At 66.5% G+C, this 22,241-nt stretch carries 18 protein-coding genes and 1 pseudogene; 15 read left to right on the top strand and 4 right to left on the bottom strand.

The genetic code is table 11. The features are described 5' to 3' along the window. Nucleotides 1-104: 104 nt before the first annotated feature. Nucleotides 105-785 (bottom strand): annotated as a pseudogene (locus AC6LJW_RS22140) (DUF502 domain-containing protein); the annotation flags it as partial. Between the two features lie 149 nt (nt 786-934). Continuing rightward, nucleotides 935-1,402, bottom strand: coding sequence for an Lrp/AsnC ligand binding domain-containing protein (locus AC6LJW_RS22135; RefSeq protein WP_056560760.1), 468 nt, complete (start codon nt 1,400-1,402; stop codon nt 935-937). Nucleotides 1,403-1,537: 135 nt separating this feature from the next. Between AC6LJW_RS22135 and AC6LJW_RS22130 the strand changes: the two genes are divergently transcribed. The 3 genes from AC6LJW_RS22130 (at nt 1,538) to AC6LJW_RS22120 (ending at nt 6,809) form a co-directional block, all read left to right on the top strand. Continuing rightward, complete coding sequence (locus tag AC6LJW_RS22130; protein ID WP_498088256.1) at nt 1,538-2,839, top strand: D-amino acid dehydrogenase; 1,302 nt, start codon at nt 1,538-1,540, stop codon at nt 2,837-2,839. 152 nt (nt 2,840-2,991) lie between these two features. Next, nucleotides 2,992-4,119 carry a metallophosphoesterase family protein gene (locus tag AC6LJW_RS22125; RefSeq protein ID WP_056560764.1) on the top strand — a complete coding sequence of 376 codons (1,128 nt, stop codon included), beginning with the start codon at nt 2,992-2,994 and terminating at the stop codon, nt 4,117-4,119. Then, nucleotides 4,116-6,809 (top strand): AAA family ATPase, encoded by a 2,694-nt coding sequence (locus tag AC6LJW_RS22120; protein WP_498088255.1) that lies wholly within the window; start codon nt 4,116-4,118, stop codon nt 6,807-6,809. The genes AC6LJW_RS22125 and AC6LJW_RS22120 overlap by 4 nt, the downstream gene beginning before the upstream one ends. A 71-nt stretch (nt 6,810-6,880) precedes the next feature. Here AC6LJW_RS22120 and AC6LJW_RS22115 read toward each other — a convergent pair whose 3' ends face one another. Both AC6LJW_RS22115 and AC6LJW_RS22110 read right to left on the bottom strand, forming a co-directional pair. Then, a complete protein-coding gene (locus tag AC6LJW_RS22115) occupies nt 6,881-7,849 on the bottom strand; it encodes a hypothetical protein (protein ID WP_498088254.1) in 969 nt (322 codons plus the stop codon). Between the two features lie 411 nt (nt 7,850-8,260). Further along, nucleotides 8,261-9,247 carry a Bug family tripartite tricarboxylate transporter substrate binding protein gene (locus AC6LJW_RS22110; protein WP_498088253.1) on the bottom strand — a complete coding sequence of 329 codons (987 nt, stop codon included), beginning with the start codon at nt 9,245-9,247 and terminating at the stop codon, nt 8,261-8,263. Nucleotides 9,248-9,802: 555 nt separating this feature from the next. Here AC6LJW_RS22110 and AC6LJW_RS22105 point away from each other — a divergent pair. The 12 genes from AC6LJW_RS22105 to AC6LJW_RS22050 all read left to right on the top strand — a co-directional run bounded on the left by AC6LJW_RS22105 (nt 9,803) and on the right by AC6LJW_RS22050 (nt 22,181). Beyond that, nucleotides 9,803-12,718, top strand: a complete 2,916-nt coding sequence (locus tag AC6LJW_RS22105; RefSeq protein ID WP_056560771.1) for a monovalent cation/H+ antiporter subunit A — start codon at nt 9,803-9,805, stop codon at nt 12,716-12,718. Continuing rightward, nucleotides 12,718-13,062 carry a Na+/H+ antiporter subunit C gene (locus AC6LJW_RS22100; RefSeq protein WP_056317316.1) on the top strand — a complete coding sequence of 115 codons (345 nt, stop codon included), beginning with the start codon at nt 12,718-12,720 and terminating at the stop codon, nt 13,060-13,062. The genes AC6LJW_RS22105 and AC6LJW_RS22100 overlap by 1 nt, the downstream gene beginning before the upstream one ends. Next, nucleotides 13,059-14,690 carry a monovalent cation/H+ antiporter subunit D gene (locus AC6LJW_RS22095; protein ID WP_498088252.1) on the top strand — a complete coding sequence of 544 codons (1,632 nt, stop codon included), beginning with the start codon at nt 13,059-13,061 and terminating at the stop codon, nt 14,688-14,690. Before AC6LJW_RS22100 ends, AC6LJW_RS22095 begins: the two co-directional genes overlap by 4 nt. Then, nucleotides 14,690-15,172 (top strand): Na+/H+ antiporter subunit E, encoded by a 483-nt coding sequence (locus AC6LJW_RS22090; protein WP_056560777.1) that lies wholly within the window; start codon nt 14,690-14,692, stop codon nt 15,170-15,172. The genes AC6LJW_RS22095 and AC6LJW_RS22090 overlap by 1 nt, the downstream gene beginning before the upstream one ends. Then, a complete protein-coding gene (locus AC6LJW_RS22085) occupies nt 15,169-15,450 on the top strand; it encodes a K+/H+ antiporter subunit F (protein ID WP_105238742.1) in 282 nt (93 codons plus the stop codon). The genes AC6LJW_RS22090 and AC6LJW_RS22085 overlap by 4 nt, the downstream gene beginning before the upstream one ends. Beyond that, nucleotides 15,447-15,788, top strand: coding sequence for a monovalent cation/H(+) antiporter subunit G (gene mnhG / locus AC6LJW_RS22080; RefSeq protein ID WP_056560783.1), 342 nt, complete (start codon nt 15,447-15,449; stop codon nt 15,786-15,788). The genes AC6LJW_RS22085 and mnhG overlap by 4 nt, the downstream gene beginning before the upstream one ends. A gap of 158 nt (nt 15,789-15,946) precedes the next feature. Beyond that, complete coding sequence (locus AC6LJW_RS22075) at nt 15,947-16,459, top strand: hypothetical protein (protein WP_498088251.1); 513 nt, start codon at nt 15,947-15,949, stop codon at nt 16,457-16,459. A 176-nt stretch (nt 16,460-16,635) separates the two neighbouring features. Further along, nucleotides 16,636-17,484, top strand: a complete 849-nt coding sequence (locus tag AC6LJW_RS22070) for an HAD family hydrolase (protein WP_498088250.1) — start codon at nt 16,636-16,638, stop codon at nt 17,482-17,484. Nucleotides 17,485-17,494: 10 nt separating this feature from the next. Beyond that, nucleotides 17,495-17,986, top strand: coding sequence for a tRNA adenosine(34) deaminase TadA (gene tadA, locus AC6LJW_RS22065; RefSeq protein WP_105241493.1), 492 nt, complete (start codon nt 17,495-17,497; stop codon nt 17,984-17,986). Continuing rightward, nucleotides 17,983-19,044 carry an LD-carboxypeptidase gene (locus AC6LJW_RS22060; RefSeq protein ID WP_498088249.1) on the top strand — a complete coding sequence of 354 codons (1,062 nt, stop codon included), beginning with the start codon at nt 17,983-17,985 and terminating at the stop codon, nt 19,042-19,044. The genes tadA and AC6LJW_RS22060 overlap by 4 nt, the downstream gene beginning before the upstream one ends. 129 nt (nt 19,045-19,173) lie before the next feature. Next, a complete protein-coding gene (locus AC6LJW_RS22055) occupies nt 19,174-20,778 on the top strand; it encodes an ABC-F family ATPase (protein ID WP_056560795.1) in 1,605 nt (534 codons plus the stop codon). A 185-nt stretch (nt 20,779-20,963) separates the two neighbouring features. Then, nucleotides 20,964-22,181, top strand: coding sequence for an MFS transporter (locus AC6LJW_RS22050; protein ID WP_056560798.1), 1,218 nt, complete (start codon nt 20,964-20,966; stop codon nt 22,179-22,181). The last annotated feature ends 60 nt before the right edge of the window (nt 22,182-22,241 follow it).

Genomic DNA, 22,241 nt, shown 5'->3' with positions numbered 1-22,241 from the left:
TTGCCGGGGGTGCGCGGAGGGGCCGGATTGGCAGGGTTGCCGGCAGCGGCGGGCTGGTCTGCGGACGGGGCGGCGGACTGGCCTGCGGACTGGCCTGCGGACTGGGCCGCGGGTTGGGCGACGGGCTGGGTCACCGGCTGGGCCACGGGCGTATCCGCGGACGCGTCGGGGCTGGCGGCGGGCATGGGGCGGATGCCGCCGGTTTCAGTGCGCGCCATCCAGGCGATCAGCGACGAGCGCATGGCTTCCTCGACCGACATCTGGATGGGCTGCACCCATTCCTGCGGCACAAATACCGTATAGCCGCCAATCATGTAGCCCATCGGCAGGTAGACCGCGACGCGATCGCCCTGCGTAAACCCTTCGGGCAGACCATCGGTGCCGCGGCGCGTCACCAGGCCCACCAGCTCCAGTTGCTGGCCGGGGATGCGCAGAACAACGACCTGCTGCGCCGTGTTCTTCGAACTGGGCGAAAAGTAATCCGCAAAGCTCTTGAGCGACGAATAGATGCTCTTGACCACCGGCAGGTTGGTGAAGGGCATCTCGACCAGCGTAAGAAAACGCTGCACGCGCTGCTTGGACACGAGGTAGCCGATGGCCAGAATGCCCAGGATGCCCAGCGCCAGACCCATGCCCGGCACGTAAAAGCCACCGATGAAGGGGCGCAGGAAAGTGAGCGCCACGCCTTCCGTCCAGGCCAGAAAGAGGTACAGCAGGTAGATCGTCAGCGCCAGCGGCAGGACGGTGATCAGGCCGCGGAAGAAGTATTTATAGAGACGGGTCATAGGCAAACGCAAAAATTAGGATCGGACGAGCACATCGGCTCGCCGGGGAGGGCCGCAGCATAGCAGCCGTCGACGGGTTTTCCGGTAACAAGGCGGGCGCCGGCCAGGGGCCGGGCTGGGCGCATCCCTTCTTTTAGTGTGAACAGGCGCTAGCGGTCCACCGGCAGAAAGAGCGTCTCCTTGATCTCCTCCATCACGATATAGCTGTGAGATTCGGCGGACGCGGGCAGCCGCTTGAGGATCTCGCCCAGAAGACGGCGGTATTCATTCATTTCGGTCAGGCGTGCCTTGACCAGATAGTCGAATTCGCCCGACACCAGGTGGCATTCCATGACCTCGGGCACGTACAGCAGTTCCTGCTTGACCTTGTCGAAGACGTCGCCCGACTTGGCCGATAGCTTGATCTCCAGAAAGACCAGCAGATTCTTGCCGAGCGCCGCCGGGTTGACGCGCGCATGGTAACCCGTGATGACGCCCTCGCGCTCCATGCGCTTGATGCGGTCGGAGCAGGGGGTGGCCGACAGGCTCACGCGCTCGGCCAGTTCCGTGACCGAAATCCGGCCTTCGCGCTGCAGGATATCGAGGATTTTGAGGTCAATTCGGTCGAGGTCGCGCATTTCACTTTCGCCGGTCGAAAAACAAGGGTGGTCCGAGAAAAACCACTGCCGAAGCAAAATCTTCAGTGCTTTTCACTGCCAGAGGGGTCATAGACTACCGAAATTCCTAGTCAAAACCAAATACCGGAAAGAATCATGCATGTGATCGTCCTTGGCAGCGGCGTCATCGGCACCACCACCGCCTATTACCTGGCCCGGCAGGGCGCCAAAGTGACCGTGCTGGACCGCCAGCCCGCCGCGGCGCAGGAGACCAGCTACGCCAATGCCGGGCAGGTGTCGCCGGGCTATTCCACGCCCTGGGCCGCGCCCGGCATTCCGCTCAAGGCGATCAAATGGCTGTTCCAAAAGCATGCGCCCCTGGCAATCCGCCTGGACGGCAGCCTGTTCCAGCTCAAATGGATGGCCGCCATGCTGGCCAACTGTTCGGCCGACCGCTACGCCGTCAACAAGGAACGCATGCTCCGCCTGTCCGAGTACAGCCGTGACTGCCTGCGTGAACTGCGCGCCTCCACGGGCATTCACTACGAAGAACGCACCCGCGGCACGCTGCAGTTGTTCCGCACGGAAGCCCAGATGGAAGCCGCGCGCCGCGACATCGCCGTGCTCGAAGAGGTGGGCGTTCCCTACGAACTTCTCGATCGCCATCGCCTTGTGACGGCCGAGCCCGCGCTGGCCAATTCGGCGCACAAACTCGCCGGCGGCCTGCGCCTGCCCAACGATGAAACCGGCGACTGCCAGCTATTCACCCGCCGGCTGGCCGACATGGCGGCCGAGCTGGGCGTCGAATTCCGCTTCGGCGAAAGCGTCACGGGTCTGAACACCGCCGGCGGCCAGATCACGGGCGTGCGCGTCGGCAACGCAGTCCTCACGGCCGACCGCTATGTGGCCGCCTTCGGCAGCTACACCCGCGCTTTCCTAGAACCGCTTGGACTGGACCTCCCGGTGTACCCGGTCAAGGGCTATTCCCTGACCATCCCCATGAAGGACGAGGCCGCCGCGCCGGTGTCGACGGTGCTGGACGAAACCTACAAGGTCGCCGTCACGCGCTTTGACCAGCGGATCCGCGTGGGCGGCATGGCCGAACTCTCCGGCTTCGACCTGCGCCTGAAGGACGCGCGCCGCAAGACGCTGGAACTGGTGGTTAACGATCTGTTCCCCGGCAGCGGTCACGTGGCCCAGGCCGAGTTCTGGACGGGCCTGCGTCCCATGACCCCGGATAGCACGCCGGTCGTCGGCGCCACGCGCTACAACAACCTCTACCTGAACACCGGCCACGGCACGCTGGGCTGGACCATGGCTTGCGGGTCCGGCAAGCTGGTCGCGGATCTCGTCATGGGTCAGCGCCCCGCCATCAGCACCGACGGGCTCGGACTCTCGCGCTACGACCGCAGCGCCGCGTCCCGCCAGCGACTCGTGCTGGATGGCAAGGGCGCCTGAGTTGATCATGAACTGCGCCTGATCCCGCGTACGCGCCGCCAGCGGCGCACCCTCGACGGGCCGCCTCGATGCGGCCCGTGTCTTTTTTTGCGTGCGCTGAATTGAGCACGGTGCCGGCAAAACGGCACGTTGCTTTATGCCAAAATCGCCGCATGACCCATTTCCTGCACACTGCCGACTGGCAGATCGGCCGACAGTACGGCCAGTTTGAAACCGACGATGCCGCGATGCTGGCCGAGGCCCGTTTCGAGGTCGTCGCCCGCATTGCCACCCTGGCCGCAGAACGGCGCGTGGACGCCGTGCTGGTCGCCGGAGACGTCTTCGACACGCAGGCCGTATCGGATCGCAGTATCCGCCGCCTCTTCGCCGCCATGGCCGGCTACACCGGTCCCTGGGTAATGATCGCGGGCAATCACGACGCGGCGCTTGCCGACAGCGTCTGGAGCCGCGCCATGCAGTTGGGCTGCATTCCGGCCAATGTGCGCGTGCCGCTCACCACGGGCGTGGTAGACCTGCCGGATGCCAACCTCGCCGTGCTCGCCGCGCCGCTCACGCAGCGCCATACCTACGACGACGTCACCCAGGCTTTCGACACGCTGGAATCGCCAGCCGGGCGCATTCGCGTGGGCCTCGCCCACGGCAGCGTTGCCGGCCGCCTGCCCGACACGATCGACGCCACCAATCCCATCGCGCCCGACCGCGCCGACCGTGCCAGCCTGGATTATCTGGCGCTGGGCGATTGGCACGGCTGCCTGTCCATCGACGCGCGCACCTGGTATGCCGGCACGCCGGAGCAGGACCGCTTTCGCGGCAACGAACCCGGCTTCGTGCTCGACGTTCGCATCGACGCCCCGGGCGCCGCACCCGCGGTCGAACGCATTGCCACCGGCAAGTACCGCTGGTCCGCCTGGACCGAAACGCTAAGCCTGCCCACCGATGCCCAGGCGCTGGGCGAACGCATGGCGGCGTTGCGGGCCGACGACGTCCTGCGCCTGGACGTGCAGGGCCACGTCAACCTCGAAACCTGGGATGCGCTGCAAAAGGCGGTGGCCGAGGCCGCTGCGCAGGTGCGCGCCTTGCTGCCCGACTTGTCCGGCGTGCGCCTGGAACCCGACGAAGCCGACTTGGCCGAACTGCGGGCCAGCGGCTACGTGGGCGAGGTCGCCGCGCAATTGCAGGCGCTGCAGGCGGACGAAGACCAGTCCGCCGTGGCCAGCGAGGCCCTACGCCTGCTGCTGCGGTTCCAGCGCGAAACCGCCACGCCGGGAGCCGCCAAATGAAGATCTCCCGCATTGCCCTCGAAGAATTCCGCAAGTTCCGCCAGCCGCTGTCGCTGGACGGGCTGCAAGACGGCCTGAACCTCTTTGTCGGCCCCAACGAGGCCGGCAAGAGCACGGTCGCGGCCGCCATCCGGGCCGCCTTCCTTGAACGCTACAGCACCAGCAAGGTCGCCGATCTGGCGCCGCGCGGCGAATCGGGAGCGCGGCCCACCGTTGAAGTGGCGTTCACGCACGCCGATCACGCCTACGTGCTGAAAAAGCAGTTCCTGTCCAAAGCCCGCTGCGAACTCGTGGTGGATGACGGCGCGCAGCGGCTGGACGGCGAAGAAGCCGAAAATGCGCTGGCCGTCTTGCTGGGCTTCGAGCTTCCCGGGCGCGGCCAGAGCAAACCTGACCTGGCCGGTGTGCCGGGCCTGCTATGGATCCGCCAGGGCGACGGCCAGAACCTGCACGAAGCCGCCAGCTATGCCGGCTCGCATCTGCGCGATGCGCTGACGCAGCTCTCCGGCGAGCTGGCGTCCGGAGACGGCGACCGTCTGTTTGACCGCGTATCGGCCGAGCGTGCCGCGCTGCTGGACGCCCGCAACGGCCGCCCCAAGGGCAGCTACAAGGACGCCGAGGACGCGCTCGCGCGCGCCATCACCGAGCGCGACGACTGCGGGCAGGCCATGGCGCAACTCAACGCCGACGTCGACCGCCTGACCGAATTGCGGCGCGATCACGAACGCGCGCAGGCCGCGCAGCCCTGGAAAGATTTCGAGGCCAAGGCCGTCCAGGCCCGCGCGCGCCTTGCCGCCCTGGCCAAGGAACGTGAAGCCTTCGACGGCCTGCAACGCGAGCAGGCGCAGGCAGCGCAAACCCTCGCACTGCTGCAAGACCAGGTCCGGCGCGATCAACAAGACGAAGCCGATTACCAATCGCTGCTGCGCGATGCGCGCGCGGCGCACGCCCACGTGCAGGCCATGCAGGAACCGCTGGCGCGCGCGCTGCAGCAGCGGCAATCGCATGCCTGCGCGGTCGAGGCCGCGCGCCGGCGCGTGGCACGCCTTCAAGTGCTGGCCGACCGGCGCGACCTGGACCGGCAATTGGCCCAGCTCTCGCCCGAAATCGAACGCCTGGACGGCGCCCTGGTCGCGGCCACCCACCTGATCCAGCAAGGATCGGCGTTGCGGACCGAGGCCGTCCAACTCGAGATCTCCGATGCCGAGATCGAAGCACTGCGCAAGGCCGGCCGCGAACTCGGGAACCTGCAGTTGCAGCAACAGGCGGTCGCCACGCGCTTGCGCTATCGGCTTGATGCCGGCGCGCAGGCGCTGCTGGACGGCAAGGCCGTCAGCGGCGCGGGCGAAGTCCTGCTGACGGCTGCCGCCGACCTTGATCTGCCCGGTGTGGGCCGCCTGCAGATCGAGCCGGGCGGCCAAGACCTGCCGGCCCTGCAGCGCGAACTGGCGCGCGCGGCGTCTGCGAGCGCCGCGTTGCTTAAGCGAGCGGGCGTCGACACGCTGGCCGACGCCGAGCAGCGTCACGCGCGCTACACCGCGTTGCAGCGCGAACTCGAGGGCATGCGCAAGACGCTTACCATTCACGCGCCTCGCGGCGTGGATGCGCTGCGCACCCAGCGCGACGAGGCGCTGGCGCGGCTGGCGCAGTTGCAGGAACGGCTTGCCAACCTGCCGCATGCGCACGCAGCCGAAGACGGCCTCCAGGTTGCTGACGCCAACGCCGACGGCGGCTCCGGCATCGACGTCGACGTCGACACAAACGACGACGGCCTGCCCGACGCCATCCAGGCGCTGCGCGAGGCCGAAGCCGTCGCGGCGCAGGCGGAAAAGGCCGTTGCCGACGCGCAGCGCGCGCTGGATGCAGACACGGCGCGTGCCCAGTTGCTGGAAGGGCAGGCGGCCGCCCGGGGCGCCGAGTTGCAATCCGACGAACGCACGGCTCAACGCCACGCCCGCGCCGGCCGCCTTGCCGAAGTGCGCAGCGCCCACGACCAACTCGAACTGCGCGTGCGCGAGGCGCGCGCCTCGCTGGCCGAACACCGGCCCGAACTCGCCGAACAGGACGTGCAGCGGTTTGAAAAATCCGCCGCCATCGAACGCGACGCCCAACACAAGCGGCACGGCGACATCCTGCAATTGCAGGGCAAGCTGGACCAGGCCGGTGCGCAAGGCCTGGGCGAACGCCTGTCGGAAGCGCAGGCAGCCTGCGAGCGCCTTGAACGGCGCCGCGACGAATTCGCGCGGCGCGCCGCGGCACTGGACCTCCTGCAAAAGCTGCTGGCCGACAAACGCGCCGCCGCCACGCAACGCCTGCAAGCGCCGCTCGCCCGCCGGCTCAACCACTATCTGGCGCTGCTCTTTCCCGACGCCGTGCTGCGCCTGGACGATGCGCTGCTGCCCACGGCGCTGCGGCGGGGCGACGGCGAAGACGCGCTGGACGCCCTCAGCTTCGGCACGCGCGAGCAGTTGGGCATCCTGGCGCGCTTTGCTTACGCCGATCTGCTGCGCGAGGCCGGCCGGCCCACCTTGCTGCTGTTGGACGATGCGCTCGTCCACACCGACGACGCTCGGCGCGACTTCATGAAGCGTGCACTGTTCGACGCCGCGACACGGCATCAGATCCTGATGTTCACGTGCCACGGCGAGGCATGGCGGGACATGGGGGTGGAACAGCGCAGGATTGGTTAACTGCCGGGCTTCACTGCCGCGATTGCCCGTCACATGCAGCCTGACTACCCGCATGCGGTAGCAGGCCGCCCTCAGCCGCGCTGGCCGCCGGCGCGACCGTCGCGGTCGGCCGCGCCAATATCCATCCACCCGCTCCACGGCTGGCCCGAAACCCCATCGTCGGCGCCCGCTGCACCCTCCGACCCCGCCCAATACCCGCTTACCAGTTGCGCGGGCCGCGTCTGAGCGATCACCCGCGCGCACAGATCCCACGCGTCCAGGCGCACGCTCAGTCCGGCGTAGACGCCGTGTCCCGCGCCCGCCTCGATGACGCCGGCCGCCTGCGCGCCTTCGCCCGCCCGGATAGCGCCCTCGGCGCGAATGTCCTCACCGGCAATCAAGCCCCACCCGCAGGCGAGATGCTCGCCCGACTGAATGGACCCGCCCGCCTGGATGCCGCAGCCGGCATTGATTTCCTGGTCCGCGCGCACGCCGCCGCCTGCCTTGATGCCTTGCCCGCATTTGATGGCGCCCTGCGTGCTGATGTCCTGGCCGGCATGCAGGTGGCCCGTCACGGCCAGGTCCTGTCCGGCGCAGATGTCCCACCTGGCGCGCACATTGCCGGCGCAATCCAGGCGCGTCGCAATCTCGATGCCCCAGTCGGCCGCCACGTCGCCGCCGGCGCGCAGGTTGCCGCCGCTGGCGATGTTGCCGCCGGCGGTGATGTTTTCACCCGCCACGATCGACTCGCCGGCGCGGATGCCGCCGCCCGTAATGAGGCTGCGGCCCGCGCGCACCACCGTGTCCACGTTGATGCCCATGCGGACTTCCAGCGTTCCGGCAAACACGATGGCAGTGGCATCCAGCGTGTCCAATCGCAGCACCGCGTCGGTCGGGCCGAACTGATCCAGCAGCCAGCAGGCGTCGCCGACGCGGCCGTCGGCGACCAGGGCATCGAGCACGGCCTGGTAGTCCCCCTGTCCGTTGTGATCGCGGAGGAACCATTTGTAGCCGCCCGCGCAGGGGTTCTTGGCTTTAACGAATTTCTTGGTGAGTTGCATGGCGCTGAATCGAAAGTGCGGTGCGTGGCCGCCGCGCAAGCCGGAAATGGCGTGCGAGCGGCGAAATGGAGACGAGCGCCCGCCACGCGGCAGTGCGCCCGCCGACCGGTTTCAGGCTGCGGGACGCGCGGATGTGCGCAGGCAGCCGGCAACGGGCCGGAGCAAAAAATCAGAAAGGGGAAGGGCGGGCGATTAGCCGGGCTTGGACCGCGCGTAAGCGGAACGCGCGGCGACCTCCTGCGAACTCAACAGCGTTGAGCGCAGGGCGCAGAGAGCGCAGGTGACGCAGGGAAGGGAGGATATGTCGGATTGCACGGGCCAGATGCTACCACCCGGACAATTGCCGTCAAGCGGGGACGGATGCAACCAAGGACGCCAACCGCCGGCTGGCGTCCTTGAGGCAGGCTGCGGTCAGTTCGTCAGAACGATGTTGCGGTCCTTGGCGATGCGCTGGCGCAGTTCAAGTTCGCGCTTGATCTGCGCGGCGTACTCGGCCGGCGTGTTGCCGTCCACGATCGATCCGCCGTCGGCCAGGCGCTGGGCGATCTTCGGATCATTCAAAGCCTTGACCGCGGCGGCGTGCACGCGGTCAACGACGGCTTGCGGCGTGCCGGCCGGCGCCACCAGGCCGTACCACGCCATGTTGTCCATGTCGGGCAGACCACCCTCGGCGAACGTCGGCACGTCCGGCAGGGCGGGCAGGCGCTTGGGCGCCGCCACGGCCAGGGCGCGCAGCTTGCCGGCCTGGATGTGCGGCATGGATGAGGGCAGGTTGTCGAACTGCACGTTCACCTGGCCCGCGATCACGTCGTTCAGTGCCGGGCCCGATCCGCGGTAGGGCACGTGAACCATGTCGGTCTTGGTCAGCGACTTGAAGAGCTCACCGTCCAGATGGCTGATACCGCCCGCGCCCGACGACGCATAGCTGTACTTGCCGGGGTTGTTCTTCAGCAGGGTAATGAACTCGGCCAGCGTCTTGGCGGGCACGCTGGGGTTGACCGTCATGACATTGGGCACGTTCACCATGTTGGTGATGGGCGTAAAGTCCTTGAGCGGGTTGTACGGGTTCTTGGGATTCGTGGCCGGATTGGTGGCCATGGTGCTGACCGTGGCCACGCCCAGCGTGTAACCGTCGTTGGCAGAGCGCACCAGGGCATCGGCGCCGATCGAGCCGCCGCCGCCGGCGCGGTTTTCCACGACCACAGGCTGGCCGAGTTCACGGCCCAGGCCCTCGGCCACGACGCGCGCAACGATATCGGTGGTGCCGCCGGCCGCAAACGGGACGATCAGGCGGATGGGTTTATTGGGGTAGGGGTCTGCGGCCTGGGCAGCGGAGGTCAGGCAGGCGCCGGCGATGGCGGCGGCCAGGACGGCCTTGGCATGTGACAACACGTTCAAGAGTCTTCTCCATATTGTTGTTCCGAGCTGGCCATCTTGCCGGGCCAGCTTCGGTGAGGCGCGCATTGCCGGGGTGTCGCAAGCCAACGCCTCGTGGCCGCATTCCACACAGGTATGTCCCCATGGTCAACTCGGGATTGTCCCTGCCATGAGAAATCGCAAAATTTCTAGTGCGCCCAAAAAAAGCCCGAAGATGACAGAAGTTACAGGAAAAAGTCAGTCTGACAGGCAGTTGAACACAAATTGAGAAGCTTTCGGTGCGCAATCGCTGCGCAGTCATCTTGCTGTCATTAGCTGGGTACGTACATAAATTCCTGCATAACTTACAAGAATCTGATATTTTTCGGATGAGATTCTTGCCCGGTCTTGCAAGAAAGCTATTGCGTTTGTTTCTGTCTGCGCCGTTCAATTGGCGTTGGTTGATGTCCCCACGGGGCAACGTGTAGTGCAGCGACGCACCGGGCCAAGGGTTCCGTCCGTTTTTCAATCCCCGGTCTGTTTCGTCTCTCGCTGCATCGCGCTGGCGGGAGGGGGCCCGGACATTTTCGGAACGCCATGTCGCTGATCCTGATCCTCGCTCTGCCGTTCGCCGGCAGCCTGTGCGCCGCGCTGCTGCCTTCCAACGCCCGCAACGCCGAGGCGTGGTTGGCTGGCCTCATCGCCCTCGCGTGCGTGGTTCTGATCGCGACGCTGTATCCGGACGTCGCCAACGGCGGCGTCATACGGGCCGACATGCCTTGGGCGCCTGCCCTGGGTCTGCAATTCACCCTGCGCATGGACGGGTATGCGTGGCTCTTTGCGCTGATCGTCTCCGGCATGGGCGCGCTGGTGGTGCTGTACGCGCGCTATTACATGTCTCCGGAAGATCCGGTCCCGCGCTTCTTTTCCTTTTTCCAGGCCTTCATGGGCGCCATGCTTGGCGTGGTGCTTTCGGGCAACCTGATCCAGCTCGTGCTGTTCTGGGAAATGACCAGCCTGGCGTCGTTCATGCTGATCGCCTACTGGCACCACCGCCTGGACGCCCGCCGGGGCGCGCGCATGGCGCTGACGGTCACCGGGGCGGGCGGTCTCTGTCTGTTGGCCGGGGTGCTGATCCTGGGTCATATTGTCGGCAGCTACGACATGGACCGCGTCCTGGCGTCTGGCGACCTGGTCCGCGCCGACCCCTGGTATCCGGCCGTGCTAGTGCTGGTGGCGCTGGGCGCGCTGACCAAGAGCGCACAATTCCCGTTCCATTTCTGGCTGCCCAACGCCATGGCCGCGCCCACGCCGGTCTCCGCCTATCTGCACTCGGCCACGATGGTCAAGGCGGGCGTCTTCCTGCTGGCGCGCTTCTGGCCCGTGCTGTCGGGCACCGACGAGTGGTTCTGGATCATCGGCGGGCTGGGCCTCATCACCCTGGTGCTGGGCGCCTACGCGGCGATCTTCCAGCAGGACATGAAGGGCGTGCTGGCGTATTCAACAATTAGCCATCTGGGTCTCATCACGCTGCTGCTGGGATTGAACAGCACGTTGGCCCTGGTGGCCGCCATCTTCCACATGATCAACCACGCCACGTTCAAGGCGTCGCTCTTCATGGCCGCAGGGGTGGTCGATCACGAAACAGGCACGCGCGATCTGGGCCGGCTGTCGGGTCTGTACAAGGCGATGCCCATCACGGCCACGCTGGCGATGGTGGCTGCCGCCTCCATGGCGGGCGTGCCGCTCCTGAACGGCTTCCTGTCCAAGGAAATGTTCTTCGCCGAAACCACCTTCGTCAGTGCCGACCGCTACGTCCAGATCGGCCTGCCGCTGCTCGCCACCATAGCCGGCGCGTTCAGTGTCGCGTATTCGCTGCGCTTCATTCTGCAGGTGTTCTTTGGCCCGCCGGCCACCGACCTGCCGCGCGAACCCCACGAGCCGCCGCGCTGGATGCTGCTGCCCAGCGCGCTGCTGGTCCTGATGTGCCTCCTGGTGGGCATCGTCCCCGGCCTGACCGTGGGCCCGTTCCTGGCTACGGCTGCGCAAAGCATCCTGGGCGAAAACATGCCCGACTACAGCCTGGCCGTCTGGCATGGCTTCAACCTGCCGCTGGCCATGAGTCTCGTGGCCACGACTGCGGGCGTCCTGCTGTACCTGGCGCTGCGCGCCCATCAGCGCGCCAATCCGGGCCGGGTGCCGTTCATTTACCGCCTTGACGGCCGCCGCACCTTCGAGGCGCTCCTGGATGGCTCCAGCGTCGCCGCCGCCTGGCTGCTGCGCTGGGTCTCGTCCACGCGCCTGCAGGTGCAGATGGTGCTGATCCTGGTCGGCACGCTGTTCGTCGCGTGGCTGCCGCTGCGCGCGGGCGGCTGGCTGGACGGCGCGGTGCGCCTGACGCCGGTCGATCCCGTCTTCGCCTTGCTGTGGATCGTGGGCGGCACCTGCGCGCTGGGCGCCGCGTTCCAGGCCAAGTACCACCGCCTGGCCTCGCTGGCGCTGGCGGGCGGGGCAGGGCTGATCACCTGCCTGACGTTCGTCTGGTTCTCCGCGCCTGATCTGGCCCTGACGCAACTGTCCGTAGAGGTCGTGACGCTGGTGCTGCTGCTGCTGGGCCTGCGCTGGCTGCCGCGCCGCATCGTGCGGGACGACGAGGAAAGCCTGAAGGCCACGCTGCAGGCGCGGGGCCGCCGACTGCGCGATCTGCTGCTGGCCGTTGCTGCCGGCACGGGCATGTCGGCGCTGGCCTATTCGGTGCTGGCGCGGCCGCAGACCAATCCCATTTCGTCCTATTTCGTGGATCGCGCGCTACCCGACGGCGGCGGCACCAACGTCGTCAACGTGATCCTCGTGGACTTCCGCGGCTTCGATACGTTCGGCGAAATCACCGTGCTAGGCATCGTGGCGCTGACCGTCTACGCGCTGCTGCGCCGCTTCCGTCCGGCCGCCGAGAGCGCGGACATTCCGCGCCAGCAGATGGATCAGGACGGCGGCATCCCGGACGCGCCCGACATCAAGTCTGTGGTGCCCGGAGGCTCGATGATGGTGCCCGCGGTGCTGGTTCGCCTGCTGCTGCCGATCGCCGCGCTGATCTCCGTCTACTTCCTCTTGCGCGGTCATAACCAGCCGGGTGGCGGTTTCGTGGGCGGCCTCATCTTCGCCACGTCCGTCATCCTGCAATACATGGTCGGCGGGGTGTACTGGGTCGAGTCCCGCAGCCGGCTGAATCCGCAGAACTGGATCGGCATCGGGCTGCTGTGCGCCGGCATCGCCGCCGTGAGCGCATGGCTGGCGTACAAGCCGTTCCTGGCCGCGCTGGCGTGGGATGTCGCGCTGCCGCTGATTGGCCATGTCCACGTGTCCAGCGTGCTGCTCTTTGACCTGGGCGTCTACATGCTGGTCGTGGGATCCACCGTGCTGGTGCTGGTGGCGCTTGCCCACCAATCGCTGCGCGCGCAACGCAAGGCCGCCGCCGAGCTCCAGGCGGCCGCCGTTCAAACAGGAGAAGCCTGATGGAATTGATATACGCTGCCGCGATTGGCGTGCTGGCGGGCTCGGGCGTGTGGCTGCTGCTGCGGCCCCGGACGTTCCAGTTCATCATGGGCCTGTCGCTGGTCTCCTATGCGGTGAACCTCTTCATCTTCGGCATGGGCCGGCTCACGTCCGGCAAGCCGCCGGTGGTGGATCCGGCCATGGCGCATGATCCTTCCTGGTATGCGGATCCGCTGCCGCAGGCGCTGGTGCTGACCGCCATCGTCATCGGCTTTGCCACCACCGCGCTGTTCCTGGTTGTGCTGCTCGCCTCGCGGGGCCTCACGGGTACCGACCACGTTGATGGACGGGAGTCCCAATCTTGAGTTTCTGGCTTCAACATCTTCCTGTCCTGCCCATCATCATTCCGCTGGTCGCGGGCGCGGCGATGCTGCTGCTCGCCGATACCAGCCGCTATACGCGTGGGGGGATCGCACTTGTATCGACGCTTGCGCAGCTTGCGGCCGCGATTGCCCTGCTGGTCGTGGCCGGCGGGGGCGTGCCCGGCGTCTGGGAAAACGGGGTAGGGGCCTACCTGGTTGGCGACTGGCCGGCGCCGTTCGGCATCGTGCTGGTGGTCGACCGCTTGGCCGCCGTCATGCTGACGCTGACGGCGGTACTGGGGCTGGCCACGCTGGTTTACGCGCTGGCCCGGTGGGACCGCGCCGGCGTGCATTTCCATACGCTGTTCCAGTTCCTGCTGATGGGCCTGAACGGCGCCTTCCTGACTGGCGACCTGTTCAACCTTTTCGTCTTCTTCGAAGTGCTGCTGGCGGCGTCCTACGGCCTGCTGCTGCACGGCTCCGGCGTGGCGCGCGTCAGCGCGGGCCTGCAGTACATCGCCGTGAACCTGGTGGCCTCGTTCCTGTTGCTGATCAGCATTGCGCTGATCTACGGCGTGACGGGCACGCTCAACATGGCGGACCTGGCCCTGCGCGCAGGCAATCTGGCGGGCGCCGAGCGCATGCTGTTCGAGGCCGGCGCCGCCATCCTGGGCGTGGCCTTCCTGGTCAAGGCAGGCGCCTGGCCGCTCAACTTCTGGCTGGTCAAGGGATATGGTTCGGCCGGCGCGCCGGTCGCGGCCATGTTCTCCATCATGACCAAGGTCGGCATCTACGCGCTGCTTCGAATCGGTTCGCTGCTGCTGCCCACCGGCGCACCCGCCGCCTTCAGCCTGGACTGGATGTTTGCCGCCGGGCTGGCCACGCTGCTGTTCGGCGCGCTGGGCCTCTTGGCCACCCAGCAGCTGGAAAAAATGGTCGGCTACTGCGTCATCGTGTCCGCCGGCACGCTGCTGACCGCGCTGGGCATGCCGGGCGTCACGCTCACGGGTCCCGCGCTCTTCTACCTGATCAGCTCCGTGCTGACCACGGGCGCGTTCTTCCTGCTGGCCGAGCTCATCGAAAGGACGCGCAGCTTCGGCGCGAACGTGCTGGCCGTTACGCTCGACGCCTTTGACCTGGATGATCCGACTTCGGTCAACCGCTCCGACGACGTGGTCGGCGTGGCGATTCCCGCGGCGATGGCGTTCCTGGGCCTGGCGTTCATTTCCTGCGCCTTGCTGGTGACCGGCCTGCCGCCGCTGTCCGGCTTTGTCGCCAAGTTCTCGCTGTTGTCGGCGGCGGTATCGGCCGCCACCGAATCGGCCCCGCCGATGGACGCCTGGCTGCTTGTGGCCGCCGTGCTGGTGTCGGGCCTGGCCGGCCTGATCGGCCTGGGCCGCACCGGCATCCGTATTTTCTGGGCCAGCGACGACCGCAGCACGCCGCGCTTGCGCGTGATCGAGGCAGGCCCGGTTGCCGTGCTGGTGCTGCTGTGCGTGTGCCTGGCCGCTGGCGCCGGTCCCGTGTCGGCCTACCTGGACGACGCCGCCCGCTCGCTCGACCAGCCCGCGTCCTACATCGACGCCGTCATGTCCGCGCAGACCGTGCGCGGCGTCAAGGGAGGAAGCTGATGCGCCGCCTTTACTTCCTGATCCTGCCCACGCTGCTGTTTGCACTGTGGCTGCTGCTCAATGAAAGCGTGTCGCCCGGGCAGATCGCCCTGGGCATCGCGCTGGCGCTGTGGTTCACATGGGCCGCCTCGCGCCTGCGACCGCTGCATGCGCGGCCGCGCCACCTGTGGAAGGTGATCCCGCTTTTCCTGCACGTAACGTGGGACATCATCAAGTCCAACATCGCGGTGGCGCGGCTGATCCTCAATCCGCGCCGCAATGAATTTGCGCCGGGATTCATCCTGATCCCGCTCACCATGCGCGATCCGCATGGCCTGGCGATGCTGGCCTGCATCGTCACCTATACGCCCGGCACGGTCTGGGTGGACCTGACCGAAGACCACGCACTGAAGCTGCACGTGCTTGATCTGCAAAACGAAGACGAGTGGATCGAACTGGTGCAGCAGCGCTACGAGCGCCCGTTGATGGAGATGTTCGAATGAATTCCGTACTGTATTGGGCGGCGTCCTTTGCCTTGCTCTGCTTTGCGCTGGGCATGGTGTTCGCCACCGTCCGCCTCGTGCGCGGCCCTACCGCCCAGGACCGCGTCCTGGCCCTGGACACGCTGTACATCAACGGCATGCTGACGATGCTGGTGTTCGGCATCCGGTCCGGCACGTCGGTGTACTTCGACATTGCGTTGCTGATCGCGCTGTTCGGATTCGTGGGCTCCACCGCGATGGCGCGCTTCCTGTTGCGCGGCGAGGTCATCGAGCCATGATGGACGTCGATATCCCGCTCTGGGCCGGCATTCCCGCCACCATCCTGCTGGTGCTGGGCGGACTGCTGGCCGTGACCGGCTCCGCCGGCCTGCTGCGTTTCCGCACCTTCCAGTCGCGCATTCACGCGCCGACGCTGGGCAACACGATGGGCTGCGCTTGCGTGCTGGCGTCTTCCATCCTGGTGTTCTCGGCGCTGTCCGCACGTCCGGTGTTTCACGAAGTCATCATCACGCTGCTGCTGATTGTGTCGTCGCCCGTCACGGCCATGCTGCTGATGCGCGCGGCGACGTACCGAAACCGGCTTACCAAGGCTGAAGCGGACAGGGACGCGCGTTGATTTCAAACGGTCCCTGTTTTTTCGGCGTTGAAACGTAACCTTACGAATTCACGTCGCTGGTTATGTCCCCCATCGCGTCGGCGTGGGATAGTGAGGTCAGTGGACGGCGCGGTGGATACCGCGCCGTCCGGGTTCAATCTCTTCAAAAGGAGCTGACCATGAATACTGTTCCCATGCCTTCGAAGCGCCTCGCGGCCATTCTGTGCACCGCCGGCCTGATGCTTGCCGCCGGGGGGGCGCAAGCGCAATCGGCCGGCACCTCGGCGCAGTCCAGCTATCAGCAGGACGTCGCCGCCTGCAAAAGCGGCACGACCGGGCAGCCGCTAGAGACCTGCCTGCGTGAAGCCGGCGCGGCGCGCCAGGAGCGCAGCCGCCAGAATCTGCGAGAAGACAGCCCTGAACAACTGCAGCAGAACACGGTGGCGCGTTGCAACCGCCTGCCGGAAACCCAGCGTCAGAATTGCATCACGCAGATGACCGCGCCCGGCAACGTGCGCGGCAGTGTGCAGGGCGGCGGCGTGCTGCGCGAAACCGTAATTCAGGTGCCCGCCGGCACCGCGCCGGGAATGGCTCCCGCCCCGGGCATGGCCCCCGCTCCGGGCATGGCCCCCGCGCCAGGCATGGCTCCTGCCCCGGGCACCGGAACGATGTCCGCGCCGATCCGCCAGTAAGCCGCGGCGTGAAGCAGGGCGCTTGAAGCCTGGCGCTCGATGCCGGGCGCGCGCAGTCGAGCCCATGAAGCAGGTGTTGAAGCAGCTCGCGGCCTGACGCGCCGCGCTGCTTCCGAGGCGCAGCCGCTGCCGCATTCAGGCAAAATGGCGGCTGTCGCCTTTTCTCACGCATATTCATGTCCGACGTCATCGCCCTGATTTTCGATTTCGACGACACGCTGGCCTCGGACAGCACGTCCGGTTTCCTGGACAGCATCGGCGTGGACACGGCCGCCTTCTGGAAAGAAGAGGTCGACCCCCTGCTGTTCCAGCAGGACTGGGATCCCGTCCCCGCCTACCTCTACAAGATGATCGAACTGTCCCGGCAGGGACGTCTCGGGCTCATTACGCAGCAGCGCCTGAAAGACTGGGGCGCGCGCCTGGACCTGCACGACGGCGTCTCCACGCTGTTCCAGCGTCTGCGCGCCGCGGTGCGGGCCGAGCACCCGCAAGTGCAGCTCGAGTTCTATCTCATCTCCAGCGGCATTGGCGACGTGGTGCGCTCGACGCCCATCGCGCATGAGTTCACCGAAATCTGGGCATCTGAATTTGTCTATGGCGACGATGGCGGCATCGCATTCCCGCGACGCGTCGTCAGCTTTACCGACAAGACCCGCTATCTGTTCCACATCCAGAAGGGCATCATCGGCCGCGAATTCCGCAACAAGCCGTTCGAGGTCAACCGCAAGGTTCCCGAAGACCGGTTGCGCATCCCGTTCGATCAGATGGTCTTCGTGGGCGACGGCTACACCGACATTCCGTGCTTTTCGCTGATCCGCCGCGCCGGGGGCTTTGCCTTCGGGGTCTGGGATCCCAAGCACCGCGACAAGCGCAGCCGCGCCTGGGGCTTCATCGAGGAAGGGCGCGTGTCCAACCTTAATCAGGCCCGCTATGACGAAGAGGCCGAGCTGTATCAATGGCTCGAAGAAGCCGTCACCAGCCTGGCCGGCCGCATCGCGCTGAAATCGCGGGTGTACCGTGGCTGAATTGGCCCCGCTGGCGGCGGTCCCGCCCTGGACCGAGCAGGACGCGCGTTTCATGACCCTGGCCCTGGAACAGGCCCAGGCCGCCTACGACATCGGAGAGGTGCCGGTGGGCGCGCTGGTCGTATCCGCCCAGGGCGACATCCTGGGGCGAGGCTACAACCGCACCATCATCGACCACGATCCCACGGCGCACGCCGAGATCGTCGCCTTGCGCGGCGCCGCGCGCCAGCTTGAAAACTACCGGCTGCCCGGCATCACCGTCTACGTTACGCTGGAACCCTGCGTCATGTGCATCGGCGCCATGCTGCACGCGCGCCTTGCCCGTGTCGTGTTCGGCGCCTATGACCCCAAGACCGGGGCCTGCGGCAGTGTGCTGGACGTCGGGTCGGTGCCCAAGCTCAATCATCACACTTCAGTCACCGGCGGCGTGATGGCGGAACCCTGCGGCAATCTGCTGCGCCGGTTCTTCCGCGAACGCCGCGCCAAGGAAACTATCGCATGAGTACCCCCAAAGCCGCCAAGCCTGCCGCCAAGGCGCGCCGCGCCAAGGCCGACGCCATCCCGGCGCACGATCATCCGCACGATCACGGCCCGGACTGCGGCGACGCATGCGGCCACGACCATGCCCACGATCACGATCACGCGCATCATCACGGTCCCCAGCCGGACGCTCGCGGCATCTACCTGATTTCCCCGTCGTCCGCCGTGCGCGACCCCGCCACCGTGACGCTGGCGCGCGAACGGCTGGAGCAGCAGGGGTTCAAGACCGCGCTGGACCGCACGGCGCTGGCTGAACATCAACGGTTTGCCGGCACGGACGCGCAACGTCTGGCCAGCCTGACGCGCGCCACGAAGCAGAAGCTGCCGATCGTCATGGTGACGCGCGGCGGCTACGGACTGGGCCGGTTGCTGCATGCCATCGACTGGAAGGCCATGGCCGCCAGCGGCAAGCGCTTTGTCGGCATGAGCGATTTCACGGCGTTCAATCTGGGCCTGCTGGCGCAGACCGGCGCGGTCAGCTACACCGGCGCCACGGCGGTCCAGGATTTCGGCGGCAAGAAGGTCGATGACTTGACCGACGCGCTGTTCGGCGAAGTGATGCGCGGCGAACTGGAGATTCTCAGCTTTGAAACGCAGGACGCCGACCCGGTCGACGCGCGCGGCATCCTGTGGGGCGGCAACCTTGCGATGCTGACCTCGCTGCTGGGCACGCCGTACATGCCGAAGATCCGCGGCGGCATCCTGTTCCTGGAAGACGTGGCCGAGCATCCGTACCGCGTCGAGCGCATGCTGATCCAGCTCTGGCAGGCAGGCATCCTGGCGCGCCAGAAGGCCATCGTGCTGGGCCGTTTCACCGACTACAAGCTGGCGCCGCACGACAAGGGCTACGATCTGCACGAAGTCGTGGCCTGGCTGCGCAAGACGGTCAAGGTGCCGGTCATCACCGGCCTGCCGTACGGCCATGTCGCCACTAAAGCCACCTTGCCGATCGGTCAGAAGGTCGGCATCGCCACCGAAAAGGGCCTCGCGCACCTGGTGCTGGACGAGCATCACCACTGAGGCGGGGCGGGCGGTCCGGCGCTCCCGCAGCGCCGCGACCCGCCAATATAAATAAGGGCCGTAGCCCGTTTGCTACACTAGCAGGTTTTCCCGCATGCGCTTTCGGGCGCCTTCAAACGTACATACACCGTGATATCCACCGCCAATCTCACCATCCAGTTCGGTCCCAAGCCCCTTTTCGAGAACGTCAGCGTCAAGTTCGGGGAAGGCAACCGGTACGGGCTGATCGGGGCCAATGGGTCCGGCAAGTCTACGTTCATGAAGATCATCGGCGGCGACCTGGAACCCTCCGGCGGCAACGTCGCGCTCGAACCCGGCGTGCGCCTGGGCAAGCTGCGCCAGGACCAGTTTGCATTTGAAGACGTGCGCGTACTGGACGTCGTGATGATGGGCCACACCGAAATGTGGGGCGCCATGTCCGAACGCGACGCGATCTACGCGAACCCGGAGGCGACCGAAGACGACTACATGCGCGCGGCCGATCTGGAAGCCAAGTTCGCGGAATACGACGGCTATACCGCCGAAGCCCGCGCGGGCGAGCTGCTGCTGGGCCTGGAAATCGCGGTGGACCAGCACAACCTGCCCATGCGTGAAGTCGCGCCGGGCTGGAAGCTGCGCGTGCTGCTGGCCCAGGCCCTGTTCTCGAACCCCGACGTGCTGCTGCTGGACGAACCCACCAACAACCTGGATATCAATACGATCCGTTGGCTGGAAAACGTGCTCAACGGCTACCAGAGCACGATGATCATCATCAGCCACGATCGTCACTTCCTGAATCAGGTGTGCACGCACATGGCCGACGTCGACTACGGTGAAATCCGCGTCTACGCCGGCAATTACGACGACTACATGCTGGCTTCCACGCAGGCCCGCGAGCGCCTGGTGGCCAACAACGCCAAGGCCAAGGAACGCGTCGCCGAACTGCAGGACTTCGTGCGCCGCTTCGCGGCCAACAAGTCCAAGTCGCGCCAGGCCACCTCGCGCCTGAAGCAGATCGACCGCATCAAGGCCGACCAGGTCGTGGTCAAGCCCTCGTCGCGCCAGAACCCGTACATCCGGTTCGAGCAGAACAAGGTCATGCATCGCCTGGCCGTCACCGTCGAAAACCTGACCAAGGCCTACGACGCGCCCGTCATCACCAAGTTCTCGGCCATGGTCGACGCCGGCGAAAAGATCGCCATCATCGGCGCCAACGGGGTGGGTAAGACCACGCTGCTGCGCCTCTTGGCCCAGGACCTGCAACCGGATTCGGGCACGGTGAAGTGGTCGGACAATGCCGACCTCGGCTACATGGCGCAGGATGTGTCCGACCAGTTTCAGCAAACCGACATCAACCTGCTGGATTGGATGGGCGACCACCGCCAGCCGGGCGACGACGACCAGTCGATCCGTTCGGTGCTGGGCCGCCTGCTGTTCTCGGCCGATGACCTGCCCAAGGCCCCGAAGGTGCTGTCCGGCGGCGAAAAGAACCGCATGACGTTCGGCCGCCTGATGCTGGGCCGGCACAACGTGATGCTGCTCGACGAGCCGACCAACCACTTGGATATGGAATCGATCGAATCGCTGCAGTTCGCGCTGGAAAAGTACGAAGGCACGCTCGTGTTCGTGTCGCATGACCGCGAATTCGTGTCCGGTCTGGCCACGCGCGTGATCGAAATCCTGCCCTCGGGCGAGATCGTCGACTACCGCGGCGGTTACGAAGACTACCTGTCCTCGCGCGGCATCGAGGCCTGATTCCGCACGGCGGGTCATGAAGCGGCGCACGGGTTCGTGCGCCGCTTTCTCATCTGCGCCACGGCCGCGCTCCATGCCGTTCGCCGGGCCGCCATGGACAAGCATTCAGCCGGACGCAATCTGCGCTGCGCTATCATCGGGCCCGACCCTGGCGGCTGTCCGGCCAGGCTTCTTTTTGTCCCCACATGTCCCCCTCCAAGCATGACGCGCCCGATGGCGCGCAGATCGGCACGTTTACCCTGACGGCCCGCATCGTAGCCATCGCCTTCTTCACCTTCATCTGCTACCTGGCGATCGGCCTGCCGCTGGCCGTGCTGCCGGGTTACGTGCACAACAACCTGGGTTACGGATCCGTGCTGGCGGGCCTGGCGATCAGCGTGCAGTACGTGGCGACCTTGCTCAGCCGCTCGCACGCCGGGCGCATGGCCGATACGGTCGGCCCGAAGCAGACCGTCGTCATCGGCATGGCGGCTTGCGCGATAAGCGGCATCTTCCTGCTGCTCGCCTATGCCTTTGAACGCACCGCTTGGCTCAGCCTGGCGGCAATCATTCTCAGCCGCCTGGCGTTGGGATTCGGCGAGAGCTGGGTCGGCACCGGCTCGGCCACCTGGGCCATCGCGCGGGTTGGGCCGCTGCACACGGCTCGCGTCATTTCGTGGAACGGCATCGCCACCTATGGCGCGCTGGCGTTGGGCGCGCCGCTGGGCGTGCAGCTCGAAAAACACTGGAGCATGGGCGCGCTGGGCGGCGCGGTGCTGCTGCTGGGGTTGGGCGGATTGGGCCTGGCCATGATCCGTCCGGCCGTCGCCATCGTGGGCGGGCACCGGATGGCCTTCAAGAGTGTGGTGCTGCGCGTGTTTCCGCACGGGGTGGCGCTGGGTCTGGGTTCGGTGGGCTTCGGCACGTTGGCCGCCTTTGTCGCGCTGTATTACGCCAGCGTCTCGTGGGACGGCGCGGCAAGCGCGCTCAGCGCTTTCGGCGGCGCCTTCATCGGCGTTCGCCTGCTGTTCGCCGGCACCATCACCCGGTTTGGCGGATTCCGGGTCGCGCAAGTGTCGTTCGTGGTCGAGGCGGCCGGCCTGTTGCTGTTGTGGCTGGCGCCCAACCCTGGCATGGCGCTGCTGGGCGCCGCGCTTACCGGCTGCGGCTTCGCGCTGGTGTTTCCGGCCATCGGCGTCGAAGCCGTCGCGCGCGTGCCGGCCGGCAGCCGCGGCGCCGCGCTGGGCGCCTATTCGGCCTTTCTGGACCTGGCGCTAGGCGTGACCGGTCCGATCGCGGGCTACATATCCAGCGGCTTCGGCTACCCCGCGATCTTCCTGGCGGCGTCGCTGTCCGTCACGCTGGGCTTCGTCATTGCCTTTGGATTGCAGCGGGCGGCCAGTCGGCAGCCGACGGCGGTCTGAGCGTTATTACGAAAAGAAGTAAAGACATTCAATATTGATTGTTTGGATTCATATAACGAA

The organism is Achromobacter sp. 1012554356, assembly GCF_059760815.1.
Note: the sequence above shows the minus strand (reverse complement) of the source record. Positions and strands in the feature narration are given on the sequence as shown.